The organism is Pedobacter polaris (assembly GCF_005116505.1).
GTDB classification, from domain to species: domain Bacteria; phylum Bacteroidota; class Bacteroidia; order Sphingobacteriales; family Sphingobacteriaceae; genus Pedobacter; species Pedobacter polaris.
The window spans coordinates 423,741-437,337 of the sequence record NZ_SWBR01000001.1 but is presented as its reverse complement, the minus strand read 5'-3'; the positions used below and the strand labels follow the sequence as shown (position 1 = coordinate 437,337).

14 protein-coding genes are annotated in these 13,597 nt (G+C 35.5%); 5 read left to right on the top strand and 9 right to left on the bottom strand.

The window, feature by feature from the left end; genetic code table 11:
* Positions 1 to 61: 61 nt before the first annotated feature.
* The 6 genes from FA048_RS01975 to FA048_RS19995 form a co-directional block, all read right to left on the bottom strand.
* Positions 62 to 973: a hypothetical protein gene (locus tag FA048_RS01975; RefSeq protein ID WP_136838427.1), complete on the bottom strand. Its 912-nt coding sequence runs from the start codon at positions 971 to 973 to the stop codon at positions 62 to 64.
* Positions 963 to 1,586, bottom strand: coding sequence for a hypothetical protein (locus FA048_RS01970; protein WP_136838425.1), 624 nt, complete (start codon positions 1,584 to 1,586; stop codon positions 963 to 965). Before FA048_RS01970 ends, FA048_RS01975 begins: the two co-directional genes overlap by 11 nt.
* Positions 1,587 to 1,871: 285 nt before the next feature.
* On the bottom strand, positions 1,872 to 2,606 hold the full coding sequence (locus FA048_RS01965; RefSeq protein WP_136838423.1) for a LytR/AlgR family response regulator transcription factor: 735 nt from the start codon (positions 2,604 to 2,606) through the stop codon (positions 1,872 to 1,874).
* Positions 2,607 to 3,414: 808 nt separating this feature from the next.
* The gene (locus tag FA048_RS01960; RefSeq protein ID WP_169306795.1) at positions 3,415 to 4,515 is read right to left on the bottom strand and encodes a TlpA family protein disulfide reductase; all 1,101 of its coding nucleotides are present in this window, start codon (positions 4,513 to 4,515) and stop codon (positions 3,415 to 3,417) included.
* Between the two features lie 384 nt (positions 4,516 to 4,899).
* Positions 4,900 to 5,772 carry a universal stress protein gene (locus FA048_RS01955; RefSeq protein WP_136838419.1) on the bottom strand — a complete coding sequence of 291 codons (873 nt, stop codon included), beginning with the start codon at positions 5,770 to 5,772 and terminating at the stop codon, positions 4,900 to 4,902.
* Between the two features lie 13 nt (positions 5,773 to 5,785).
* Positions 5,786 to 5,911 (bottom strand): hypothetical protein, encoded by a 126-nt coding sequence (locus tag FA048_RS19995; RefSeq protein ID WP_262709714.1) that lies wholly within the window; start codon positions 5,909 to 5,911, stop codon positions 5,786 to 5,788.
* Positions 5,912 to 6,135: 224 nt separating this feature from the next.
* Between FA048_RS19995 and FA048_RS01950 the strand changes: the two genes are divergently transcribed.
* The 3 genes from FA048_RS01950 to FA048_RS01940 all read left to right on the top strand — a co-directional run bounded on the left by FA048_RS01950 (position 6,136) and on the right by FA048_RS01940 (position 10,251).
* Positions 6,136 to 7,917: a hypothetical protein gene (locus FA048_RS01950; protein ID WP_136838417.1), complete on the top strand. Its 1,782-nt coding sequence runs from the start codon at positions 6,136 to 6,138 to the stop codon at positions 7,915 to 7,917.
* Between the two features lie 38 nt (positions 7,918 to 7,955).
* Entirely contained in the window at positions 7,956 to 9,143 is a 1,188-nt protein-coding gene (locus FA048_RS01945; RefSeq protein WP_136839384.1) for a PAS domain-containing sensor histidine kinase, read from the top strand.
* Between the two features lie 79 nt (positions 9,144 to 9,222).
* The gene (locus tag FA048_RS01940) at positions 9,223 to 10,251 is read left to right on the top strand and encodes a response regulator (protein ID WP_136839383.1); all 1,029 of its coding nucleotides are present in this window, start codon (positions 9,223 to 9,225) and stop codon (positions 10,249 to 10,251) included.
* 61 nt (positions 10,252 to 10,312) lie between these two features.
* Here FA048_RS01940 and FA048_RS01935 read toward each other — a convergent pair whose 3' ends face one another.
* Genes FA048_RS01935 through FA048_RS01925 form a run of 3 tightly spaced genes read right to left on the bottom strand, consistent with a single transcriptional unit; the run spans position 10,313 to position 11,517 of the window.
* Positions 10,313 to 10,651, bottom strand: coding sequence for a cupin domain-containing protein (locus FA048_RS01935; RefSeq protein WP_136838415.1), 339 nt, complete (start codon positions 10,649 to 10,651; stop codon positions 10,313 to 10,315).
* Positions 10,652 to 10,702: 51 nt separating this feature from the next.
* Entirely contained in the window at positions 10,703 to 11,134 is a 432-nt protein-coding gene (locus FA048_RS01930) for a hypothetical protein (protein ID WP_136838413.1), read from the bottom strand.
* Complete coding sequence (locus FA048_RS01925) at positions 11,131 to 11,517, bottom strand: group III truncated hemoglobin (protein ID WP_136838411.1); 387 nt, start codon at positions 11,515 to 11,517, stop codon at positions 11,131 to 11,133. Before FA048_RS01925 ends, FA048_RS01930 begins: the two co-directional genes overlap by 4 nt.
* Positions 11,518 to 11,826: 309 nt before the next feature.
* Here FA048_RS01925 and FA048_RS01920 point away from each other — a divergent pair, with 309 nt between their 5' ends.
* A complete protein-coding gene (locus FA048_RS01920) occupies positions 11,827 to 12,246 on the top strand; it encodes a Rossmann-fold NAD(P)-binding domain-containing protein (protein ID WP_169306794.1) in 420 nt (139 codons plus the stop codon).
* A 4-nt stretch (positions 12,247 to 12,250) separates the two neighbouring features.
* Positions 12,251 to 13,591 (top strand): oxygen-independent coproporphyrinogen III oxidase, encoded by a 1,341-nt coding sequence (gene hemN, locus FA048_RS01915; RefSeq protein ID WP_136838407.1) that lies wholly within the window; start codon positions 12,251 to 12,253, stop codon positions 13,589 to 13,591.
* Positions 13,592 to 13,597 lie beyond the last annotated feature (6 nt).

Genomic DNA, 13,597 nt, shown 5'->3' with positions numbered 1-13,597 from the left:
AGGTGTTTCGTGTTTTGACCAGATATTGTATTGCTCCAGCTTATTTAATGCTGACCTTATGTCATTCAAAATTCTTTGATAAATATTTACTATTGAGATTTAAAAACGCTGTCACATTAATTATTATCATTAATAATGAGAAATAATACAGTCCTAAAGAGACGGCTATCCCAATATGCAGCAGGCAGATTAGGATGAGTCCATAATTGCGTATATTCGATTTAAAAACTAATAGGGGGTAAAATAATTCAATGAGCAAAACACTCCAAGAAAACAAGATTGCTAAAACTGGATAATTGCCGATAACATCATAGTTTACATCTAATAAAATGTTATGCCGTATTTGATGTATGGCTTGCCAAATCGCCTCCCCACTTCGCCAGTCCATTCCCGTAAGTTTTACAAAACCTGAAGAAACATAAATTAAACAAAGGTGTAGTTGAAGTATTTTTCTGTACGGACTAGGTGATACGATTTTTTTATCAAATAATATATGATCAAGGGAATACATTGTACCTAAAGGAAATACAAAACAGTAAAACAATGCAATAGATGTTATACTGTCCGCCCCATAACTATATAATATTGATCCTTTAAAAATTATTATATGCAAGATGATTAGGAAGAAAGCAGCATAACGCGTTAGAAAACCTAAAATTAAAAATACGCACAAAATTGAGTAGATGATAACAACTATTGACATGGTGGCTTTATCTGAGAGATTTGCCCACCCTAATAAAAAGTCAGTTGTTTGGGTAAGATTGGGGATAGTTGCGGGTTTAAATGAGCTCATGATCGCTCCATTAATTATGCTATCTTTTCCATAAAGTGTACCGAAATCTGGAATTATTAATAAAAAATGTATCAAGCTAAAGAACCCAATTGCTATACGGAAAAACGGGAGGAAAGAAACATCTTCCACCCGATTCCTGAAAAAGAATCTTATTAGTGATTTTGACTTTTTATTTTTCAAGGGTTGTTTTTAAATTAATTTTTTTTATATTAATCATAGTAGGTTTTATCCCCTTTTCGAAATTGGAAAGACTAGGGTATACGTAAGTGGAAAAATTTAACTCTACAAATGCAGTTTTATGTGTCTTACTGGATTGAAGGATTTTTAGCCCCACCGCTTGGGTAAACATATGATACAAATTGTCTTTTTTTGCCGTGTTCATTTTTTTAGCAGCATTGTTGAAATTGCTTAATGAAACGGAATATCTCTGTATGCCTTCATGTGTTTTTAGTGAAAGAGGATAATATAATCTACTAATTTCCATTCTTTCACTATCATACTGCACACATTCTAAAGAGACGCTTCTAGCTACTTTTGGAGCAAAGTAATTATAACCAGCGTCGCAACCGCTAAATAAAGAGTAATGATATATTCCTGGTAGTGTTAAAGTCTCACGAAGACATTTTTTTGCTCGGCTGACCATATCTTTTGAATCTATTTTAATTGACGTTTTACTAGCAAGTAAATACTGCATTCCAGTAATGGAATCTCCAAGAACAACCAATAGGATTAAGGAAAGATGGAAACAAGCGAAATAAAATAAACTTAATTTTATAAAACTAGTTTTTTTCATGAGATAGCTAATTTAGCAACCGTTATAGACTAACATTTCATTTCTAATTTAAATAGAATTGTATTTTAAAACTCATTTCTACACGTAAGACAAATATTCCTTGTTAAGTCAGCGTTTTTCCTTGATGAACACGGGGGATGGAGTAGTCAAATTATTACTTAACCTTTTAGATACTAAGAGTGATAATGCAAATATTGGATGGCAATTATCTAATATCAACTACTGTTTTAGCTTTCCAGGTAAATGAATATTCAGAATTATTTTATTGAATAGGTATAGTTTGTATTATCGTCCTCTTTCTGTTCTTATAGAATAGTTGGCTAAAAATTCCAGAAATGAATGGCGATATGAATCCCCTACGTTGAAACGTAATCCCTGAGACATGCTAATCGAACTTCCATCTATTGAATTAATATGATTAATACCAATCACAAAACTGCGATGGAACTGAGCAAATCCAGATTGGTTTTGAAGTATCACAATCATTTCAGCTAAAGTCAGGTAAGCAGTTACATCGCATGAAACAGTGTGTATTTTAATGTAATTCTTTTTGCTCTCTACAGCAATAATATCAGCAAATATAACTTTTTGCATAACGTAGTTGTTGTCTTTGTTCTTTACCATAAAAAACTCTCTGGACAACTGCGTCGGCTTGGTAAGGAGCTTGTTTGCAATTAATTTGCTTATAGTGAGTTCAAATTTTGAGAAGCTGTATGGCTTTAATAAAAATGCATCTCCTTCAAGTTCAAAAGCCTGATATCCATATTTGGTATGTGCGGTTGCAAAAACGAGACAACGAACTTTGTGCCTAATCATCGCCGCTATTTCGAGTCCACTCAGCTTAGGCATATCTACATCGAGAAATAAAAAGTCTATAATGTCCCCATTCTCAATATCTCGTACAGCCAATTCTGGATCAGTATAACTTTTAATCAAATGCAACTGTGGCATTCCAGAAATATAATCCGAGAGTGAAGAAATTACACGCTGTTCATCATCTATTATTAAGCAGGTATACATGTGTAAATTGTTTTTGGATATTATGATGTGAATATATTGGTAAAAGAATTAATGCTGAATATCTGTGAATATTATTACAAAGGGGTTTAAAAATTCTAAATGACCATCATAACTCATCTACCTAATTAGTTTTTATTACTCACTGATCTCAAGAGCTCTAAAAAAGTAACGATTGCCATTTTTTCAATACGATAGTGTTTTCTTTACTTAGAATTAATATCTATCTTGATTTGGAAGGCCAATCTGAAATTGCAATTTATGTAACGATTTTGTAATAATCAAAAAACTTTATATAAAGGTGCTTTTCCTACATGAAACTAGGTATTCATTACACAAGTATCTAACCCACTATATTTATTAGTTATAATTAAACAGCTGAATGGTATTCAAGAATTGTATTGATTTATAGTTGCTAGTTCAAACATCTTAAGATTTACGTTTAAAATTCTCTATTATTTTACCATTAAACCATATTAAAAATTCACTTACAAATCAGAAAATAATTAAAATGTTGGACAACTATTGCTCTGAGAAAGTAAAACAAAAAAATCTATCATAGTATTTGATTGCGTTTGTTACCTATGAATGGATTTATACAATTTATACTTGATAGTGATCCGGATGCCTATTTCTGTTTTGCATCTTTACAAAGTGAGTTTGCGGAGAGTTTAAGGTTAAAGTTGATATAAAAGGTTTTGATTTAATAGATAGTGTTGTTCTCTTGGAAAATGGAAAGGTTTATTATAGATCAACAGCTATATTAAGGATAAAAAACTCAATGGACAAGCTTATGAAGGTAGTTCATAACTCAATAAATTTTTTTGAGCAGCGTATCTATTTTTGTTGTCAATTCTTCTTCCAAGGAGTTACTATAGCCGCTTATGCTTGCTACGATTCTGCCATTCGGATCAATAAGGTAAAAATTGGGTGTACCCACAGTTTTAAATTTGGCTCTTAGTAATCTAGTTCCAAAAAAAACCGGAAATTTTAAGCTATTATTTTGTACATATTTTGTAATCTGCTCCACTTTGTCCCCTGTGTAAATATTCACTATGGAAAATGGCTTCGTGGAATATTTAGAATGTAACCGATTTAACATTGGGTTTGATAATGGATTTGCCGAACAAGTAGTGGAACCGAAAACAACTAACTTAACTGGAGCTTTCAACACGCTAATATCATTTAGCTCATCATTAGCTATTGGAATTACATCAATTGGTGGGGCAATTTCACCGACATTCAACATACTGGTGTTGAGCTCATGAAAACCATCAGTTTTAATTTCAGTATCAACTATTAATTCATTTACCTTAATATCTATAAAGCTCTTTTCAATAAAAAATTTTAACCTGCCTATGGGAAAACCATCTTTAAAAGCAGTTCCAGCACCAATTTCTTTGTAATAAACAGGCATCAATGAGTGTTTCTCAATTAAAACAGTTTTAAAAGTATAATCATGATTGCCATTTGCTAGGGTGTCATAGGCTTTGATCAAAAATTGGTAGCACTTCTTTCCATTAAACAATGTGTCATTATATTGAAGAATTTTAGAAGGGTTTTTCCGCAAAAGTATTAGGGTGCCTGAAATGATTTCATGCAGTTCACTTTTAACTCCACCTTTAATATCATCTTTAGTATAGGTACTATCAACTAAATCAAAAGTATGGAGCTTGCTATTGTTGTATATTTCTCTTGTAAATATCTGTCCCAAATTTATGTTTCTTTCCTCTTTTTTGAAATTAACAGAACTATTATCATTGTATGAAATTTGGCTTTTGGTTGTGCCCCTAAAGAAATCTCCGGGATTAAAAGGATTTTCCTCGGTAAAATTAGTACAATAACTAAGGCTCTTGAGTGCTTTCAAATTGGCATAACTATTATTCAAAACTTGAGGTATTTGTGCTTTCAAATTTTCAATATTAAAAATTAGAATGAAAAAAAAGAGGCAGCAATTTCTTTGCATAATTCGGTGATTATTTAGCAATATAAAGAAAATTAATTGTCCTACGAAATCGCCGTAAGGTAAATACTTATGTTTAGAATCTTTGGTAAATTATTTAAAAGCGGGGATTTATATGAAACCGCAGGAGCGTCCAATCCTATATTAATATCCAACCAATTTTCTAGGGATTCATATTTCCCAGCACAGATTCGGTTATGATATCGATAGTTTGATGTAGTACATTTGGAGTTCTCTAACTTATGTTTGCAAGTATAACTGTTTAACCAGTACCATTGCCTTTCTGAGCTCTAGCCAAAGTAGGCTTGCAGCTCTCTTATTTCTATCCTTCTATTACCACCCGATAAGTGTTTTGTCTTCAGGCATTACCAATAGTGGAAGATGAACAGTTTGTGCCAGTTTTTGGGTATGGCTACCTTCTAAAATTCTGGCGAACATGCTAGGATGACGATGGATCATGCCCAACATATCAACTTGCCCATTTTCGGCAAGCCATTTTAGACCTTCCTCAACATTGGTAGCATTAATGTGTCTATAATAAATCTTTGAATAATTGATGTTACACGTTACCCTATTTAGGAAAAGGTTTGATTTGCTTCTAGGCTCATGAAAATCAGAAAACTCATTAGCCACATGCGCCAATAGAATTTCTGGATCGTAAAGGCAAAATAACCTAGCAATAGCATGGATAGAATTCAGATCACTTTCATTCAAATCTGTAGCAAAAGCAATTTTTTTGAGTGGCCTATAAACGGTTGCTTTGGGAACCAATAGTATCGGAATATTTGTTTTCTCAATTACATCACGACTGTTGCTACCCAAGAAAAATCGTTGGAGTTTACCTGCTCCTGCTAGGCCCATTATAACAAGATCGAAATGTTGCTCACCTTTTAGTTTGTCTACAATCTGTTTGACCGACCCTGTTTCACTACTAAATGTAATGTTCGGGAAATAGGGGGTACTAAGTAGGGTATTGTTTTTTAATTTGTCGATATATTTTTGCAAATCTTTATCAGAATCTTCTTTGATTTCGCTAAAGTTTTCCGTTGGCCACATCATTATTCCAGCCATAGGAATGAGTTCTGAAACTTCGAGTCCGTGGCAAAGATGAATCTCGGCATTAATTTTTTTTGCAATTTCAATGGCATAATGAACAGCATTATCCGAATAGGTAGAATAATCTATTGGAACAAGGATCTTTTTCATAACAATGATATATTTAATAGCTCACACCCACCGAAAGATGAAAGGTAAGCTGCAATAACAATATGATAATTCCAATAATTAGTATGGTATTGGTATCATCTTTCTTTTTAGTGGACGACGCCGTGTAATATGTTTTCATGTGATTTGGTTTGATAATGTAAAGTTCTGCAAACCTGTTCTTCGAAATACTGATGATGATCACTTCTTAAAATGATTATTGCCAATTGCAGAATCTCGCTTTATGCACACCATTTTACGTTCAGTTCAGAAAGAGTGACCAAGATCATTTTTTTTGGTGATGTAACCTCCAGCCGGATTTGAGGAGAGCCAATACTTTTGGGACATAAACAGCAACAACATCAAATGGTACACAAATTTCATATCCCAGTGCTAGGCCTTGGTTTTTCAATCGATACGCCACTTCAAGTGGCTAAATATGGCATTTCCTCAGTAGTATCAATTGTAGACGATGAACTCATCGAACGCATGAGAAGCTATCATAACCAAAAACGAGGAGATATATATGTGCCAATTGTTAAAGGAAGCCCTGATAGTAGGGCAAGAAGAATTACCTGTTACCTTAATCTACTAGATCAAATTGTAAACAAAGATTTTGAAGCCTTAAAACAACTTCCATTTGAAGAAGGAAACGAGCTTTGTCGCTATTTTGAAATGCTCCCAGACGATTCGCAACTGAAGCAAGGATATGAGCTAATGATGGACTATCCAGCAGGCGAACGAAAAATCATTTTTCAAAATATCTTGCGCAATCGGATGGAAAAAGGAGCCATAGACGTTAATATCATGGCTAAGGTAGATCGTGTCAATCACGAAAATGGTGCTGAAATTACTGGAGATGAGAATAGTGATGCCTTATCTGCACTTCGTGGATTTGCAAACAGCAGGTTAAATTCATCTGTAGTGTTATCAGCAGGGATGAATCCACGTTTATATAGTTACCTCGAGCAATTTGATGATTTCTTCCCAAATGAAAATAAGGTGTTGAAAAAGAGGATCATTTTAAAAGTTAGCGATTTTAGATCGGCATTTATACAGGCCAAGTTTTTAGCAAAAAAAGGACTATGGGTTTCGGAATTTAGGATAGAAAGTGGATTGAACTGTGGAGGGCATGCCTTTGCTACAGCAGGCTACCTACTTGGGCCCATACTGGAAGAATTTAAGCAAATGAAAAAGCAGATGATTGAAGAACTTTTTTCATTGTATTGTGCAGGTTTGTTAACAAAAGGAATCGACTCGGTTACTTTACCCAGTCAGCGCGTAAGTGTTCAAGGAGGAATTGGTACAGCAGCAGAAAACGAATTTTTACTTGTGCATTATCAATTGGATTCCACCGGTTGGGGAAGTCCGTTTTTGTTAGTGCCCGAAGTAACAAATGTTGATGAATCAACTCTAGATCAACTGGTTAATGCCACCGAAGATTCTTATTACCTTAGCAATTCATCACCCTTAGGTGTGCTTTTTAATAACTTTAAGGGCAGTGGTATAGACAAGGAACGGTTGGAGCGGATTAAAAAAGGACGACCGGGAAGCCCCTGTACCAAAAAATATCTTTGTACCAATACCGAATTTACAACTGAGCCTATTTGTACTGCCTCAAGGGAATATCAGCATTTGAAAATTAAGGAACTTAAGGATAAAGAACTCTCTGTTATAGAATTTGAAAAGCAATTGGATAGAATAACTGAAAAGGTGTGCCTTTGCGAAGGTCTCTGCAGTTCTACCTACCAAAAAGTTGGAATTCTTAAACCAAAAGAAAGCATGGCAGTAGCCATTTGTCCTGGGCCAAATTTAGCTTATTTCTCAAAAACTTACTCGTTAGATGAAATGGTAGGTCACATTTATGGCAAATATAATTTATTAGAAACAGTGAAACGCCCAAATATGCTGATCAAAGAATTAGAACTCTATGTGAATTACCTCCAAACTGAAATTAAGATCATGCTGGAGGATTTTACCGGCAAGAAGGAAACTCAACTCATTAAGTTCAAAACGCAGTTATTAGAAGGAATAGACTATTACAAGCAGCTTTTTAGCCAATTTTCTATTGATGGACAACTTTTTGAAAACAAGTTTTATACCCCATTGCTTTCGGCAGAAACCAAGTTAAATGGGCTAACCATCTAAAGCAAAATTTGAGCTATATTTGAATGGAAACTTTAGCAATGGAAAGAGAAAAGTTATTGATCGCGATTATCGAGAATGCGATAGATGGTATAATTACGATTGATGATCGGGGATTGATAGAGAATATTAATCCAGCAGCGCTCGAACTGTTCGGCTATCCAAGTAGAGAAGAATTGTTGGGCAAAAATGTTTCGGTACTCATGCCTGAACCAGATAAACGCAGGCACGATAGCTATTTGGCTAATTATGAGCAAACCGGAAAGAAAAAGATCATAGGCATTGGCCGCGAGGTTACTGGCCAGCGCAAAGATGGGAGTATTTTCCCTTTTAGGCTAGGCGTAAGCGAAATTAAATTCACTGATCGAAGGATCTATACTGGATTTATCCACGACCTGAGTAGACAGAAAGAAGATGAAATCAAAATCAAGAGTTATACCGAAGAACTAGAGTCGAAGATTAAAGAACGTACGCAAGAGCTAATTCGATCAATTAATGAACTCGAAACTGCAAAAGAACATGTAAATGCACTATTTCAGAAAGAAAGAGAGCTAAACCAATTAAAAACTAGGTTTGTTTCTATGGCTTCTCATGAGTTTAGAACACCATTAAGCTCCATACAACTGTCAGCTTCGTTAATCAACAAATATGTGGAGAAAAATGATGTAGATAGTGTAGAGAAACATACAGCAAAAATTAAAAATGCTATCAATAACCTCACTACCATCCTCAACGATTTCCTTTCTTTGGAGAAATTAGAGGCAGGAAAGGTAGAGCCGACTGCACAATGGTTTGATATCTTTCCTTTTGCAGAAGAAATTGCCGAAGAAATGCAGTTGATGACCAAACAAAAGCAGTTGATCGTTTATGAGCACAAAGGTACTACTGGCCAAGTGTTTTTGGATCAGAACCTGCTTAAAAACTGCATCATTAACTTAATTTCGAATGCCATTAAATATTCTGGAGAAGATACGATGATTCAGTTTAACAGCATTGTGAATGAGCATGAGCTCATTATAGATGTAAAAGACAATGGAATTGGGATACCGTCAACAGAAATGAATAATTTATTCGAACCATTTTTTAGAGCACATAATACTGGAGATATCCCAGGAACTGGATTAGGGCTAAATATTGTAAAACGTTACGTAGGTTTGATGAATGGAACCTGCACCTGCGAAAGTGAACAAAATATTGGGACTACCTTTAGGCTTCAATTTAAATTTTAATAAGGATAAGCTATCAAAATAATTTCATTGCAAAATGAATAAATTGATAGCTTCCTCACCTTTAAAACACATTATACAGATGAAAAAAGCATTGATTATTGAAGATAGCGACGATATCAGAGAAAGCACTGCTGAGATGTTGGATTTGGCTGGATATGAAACTTTTACTGCAAAAAACGGTAAAATAGGTGTAGACCTAGCTATTAAGCATATTCCAGATATTATTTTGTGTGATATCATGATGCCAGAACTCGATGGTTATGGGGTATTGTACCTGTTACAAAAAAATCCACAAACGGCAAGTATTCCCTTCATTTTCATGACCGCGAAGGCCGAACGGGCTGATATGCGTAAAGGCATGGAAATGGGTGCTGATGACTATCTGACTAAACCTTTTGATGATGTAGAGCTTTTTAATTCGATAGAAAGTCGACTTAAAAAGAGGAACAAACCAGTTGGTTTTAAATCTGCTGGCGGTGATAGAGATTCTCTCTTCGAATCACTAAAGGCAAAAGGGAAAACGAGATCTTTTGCCAGTAAACAAGTTATTTATGTGGAAAATGATGATCCTTCTCATCTCTACTTTGTAAAAAAAGGACAGGTTAAAACCTATAAACGCGCCAAAGATGGAAGGGAACTTTCTTCTACTTTGTACAGTGAGGGCGATTTTTTTGGCTATGAAAGTTTATGTAGGTCATCATTGTATGCAGAAAATGCAGCAACATTAAACGATACCGAGCTCATTTTAATTGCTAAGGCCGATTTTTTAGAGTACCTACTTAATCACCAAGAAATTGCTAATGCTTTTATAGGAATGCTCTCAGGTAGTGTACAAGAAAAAGAAGAACAAATGCTGCGATTGGCCTATTTTTCGGTACGTAAACGTGTAGCTGACGCTCTAGTTCAGGTAGCCAGTAAATTTGGAGAACCGAACGCTGATACTTGTACCTTAAAAATCTCTCGAGATGATTTGGCTGCTTTGGTAGGTACTGCAAGTGAAACCGTTAGCCGCATGTTGGCTGATTTTAAGGATGAAAAATTGATTGAAAAAAGTGGAAATGCCATACAGGTTTTGTCCATTGAGAAGTTGAGAAATGTGAAGCAATAGGTATTAAGATATAGTTTTAATGTCTCCTATTATTTGGAATCTTGAGTGTACCACAGTTGTGCTATTTAACAACTTGCTGCACTCGTTCTATGCTGTCTAACTTATTTAACGATAACCGTACAATGCTATCTTCTTCTGCTTTAAGATCATGAGATACATTGGCATCTAGTGCAATAAGCATCCCCTTATCTAAGATATATCTTTGCTGATCTACTCCAAAATCAATACATCCCTCTATAACAGCCACAACAATGGGATAACCAGCCTGATGTGCCTTCATTTCCTGTCCCTTTTTAAAGCTAATCCTTATTTCTTTAACTGCAGGCGTATTTAATAGCACTTTTATAGCAGGTTGTTTATCTTGGTATTCAATGTCTTTTAAAATTGATGCGATTTCCATAAGTTATATGATAAGTTTATTTTTTTACTACCATTATTTAATGCCCATTGACTAATTTTTTTGGCGTTCGAATAGTGATGCTCCGAGTATAAGCAATGCAGTTATTTTTATAGCTTCAGTAGCTACATAATAGAAATGTACATTGCTTGGAGGTACTTGAACACCTTTGATATACAATTCTGCACGGGCATCTAGCATAGGCAATAACCATAGGGTTTGTGCCAAAACAATTAAGGCAGCTATAGATAATGATATTTTGCTGGTAGTGCTTGTTGTTTTAAATGGAAACAGCGATACCAGCATACTTAATAGTAATACCCATTCCATTTTATTCAATGCGGCAAATACCAAACGACCAATGCCAAGACCTATGGGTAGGGTAACACCAGGAGCTCTAAATTTGAGCCAAGCCTCCATAAAACTAATGGCCCCTACAAAGCCTATCCAGGTATAGACAGCTGCTATTCCGATATTTTTGCTCATAGTAGCGGCTTTCTGTTACTTTCCTTATAAAATTCAATTTTAGAAAGAAACATTTCTGCCATTACATCGCCTCGCCATTTCGCTTCCTCAGCTTTTTCTCCTTCAAAATATAAATCTATGGTTGCCTTCCAGATGGAGAGCCAACGGTTAAAGTGATCGGCAGTTAATGGCATTTTTGCATGTGGCGGAAAGGGGCTACCACTGTAGGTATGCTCCTCTAGCAAAACTGTTTGCCAGAAACGGTACATCTTTGCCAAATGAGCTGGCCAATCGTTGATTGCCCCCATAAAAATGCCTCCTAAAAGTGAATCTTTCTGCACTTGTTCATAAAACGTATTAACCAATTGTTGGATATGCTGTAGGTTTTTAATATCGTTTTTCATTATGTATTTTTTCTGAAAAGTCTAAGGTCATCGGTGATTTGCCTTTATTAGTTATGATGATAATCGTCCGTGATTGATCTTGCAAAGTTCTAATTATCTGCCCTCCCAAATATGACTTTGATTACTTTTTGGGTTGATTTAAAGCAGGAAGCGATGACGAAAAAAGCACTGCAATTTGGGATTTCAGTCAGATTTAAACATTCATTCCTTACCCTTGGGGTTTTCTGACGAATATCATTTTTTCTCGTAACCCATCTCACTAGGCCTGGAGTAAAATCAGCCTAGTTTTGTAGGTAGAAAAATATGCATATGAAGGCTATCGCTTATAACATCGACCCTAAAGAGAAGGAATGGCTTGTTTTGGCCAACTATAAAAAACATGACATTACCATTATCGCCAATAGTTTAACGCTGGATACAGTAAATTTTGCTGCTGGTAAGGAGGCGCTTATTGTTTTTAATCGCGATCTGATTGATGCACCTATTATTGAAGGACTGAAGAACCTTGGAGTTAAATATATTGCATCCTCTACATATGGTTATGATCACATAGATCTGAATGCGGCAAAATCAGCTGGATTAAAAATTGCCAACATCCCTTTTAAAGATGGGGAAGCCCTTGCCAACATGCACCAGGTAATTGCTAATCTGGATAACTGGGCGGCAGGAAATTGTGTTGGCAAGGCCTGCCTGTGCCAAAGAGATTGTGCCATCAAAATAAAAAGTTAAAAAGATGGATACTTCAGCATTGCTTAAAAAATACAATATTGCTGCACCTCGCTATACCAGTTACCCAACGGTGCCCTATTGGGAAAACGAATCATTTAGCCAGGATAAATGGCTGGGTTCACTAATTAAAAGCTATGCAGCGCAAAAGGATGAAGGCATAAGTTTGTACATTCACCTACCTTTTTGTGAAAGTTTATGTACTTACTGTGGCTGTAATACCCGGATTACCAAAAACCATGGAGTAGAAATTCCTTACATTGATGCGGTAATTAAAGAGTGGGAAATGTACTGCCAAGTTCTTGGCGAAAAGCCAAAAATTAAAGAGCTGCACTTGGGTGGTGGAACACCTACTTTTTTTAATCCGCAGAATTTACAACGCTTAGTTACAACCATACTAGGCGAAACTAACAACAACATAGCCTGCTCTTTTGAGGGGCATCCAGATAATACAACTCAGAATCATTTACAAACACTGCATCAATTAGGTTTTAAACGTCTTAGTCTTGGTATTCAAGATTTTGATCCTAAAGTGCAATTCATGATCAATCGCTTTCAGACCCCAGCCCAGGTACATCATATTACCAAAGAAGCAAGAAAGCTGGGATATGATTCGATTAATTTCGATCTGATTTATGGTCTACCTGGGCAAACAACTAAAGGAATAGCCCAAACCATTATGGAGATAATAAACATGTGGCCAGAAAGAATAGCTTTTTACAGTTATGCGCATGTGCCTTGGATGAAACCCGGGCAAAGACATTATGCTGAAAAAGATATTCCACAGGGTAATGAAAAATTTGCACTATATCAAATTGGTAGGGATCTGTTAATTAGCAGTGGTTATCAAGAAATAGGAATGGATCATTTTGCACTGAAAAAAGATAGCCTGTATAAAGCAAGTGAAAAATACCAATTGCATAGAAATTTCATGGGTTATACAGAACAGTATACGAAAATTTTGATTGGACTGGGTGTTTCGTCTATTAGCGATTGCGAAATGGCATTTGCACAGAACAGCAAAACCGTAGAGGATTACCTATCGAAAATTAATAGTGGTCAGTTTGCAGTTGAGAAAGGTCACCTGTTAAATGAAAACGATCTTTCCATCCGTCAGCATATCTTAAACCTGATGTGCAATGGCATAACTAGTTTCAGGAGAGAAATCCCATTGGAAATTAAACAAAGGCTAATGCCATTATTAGAAGATCATTTGGTGGAAATAAACAACCAAGAAATTCGAATTCTTGCTGCTGGAAAGTCTTTTTTGAGGAATGTATGTATGGCTTTTGACGAGCGCTTGTGGGAACGACAGCCGCAGACGAGTTTATTTAGTAGTGCGGTTTAATTAGGA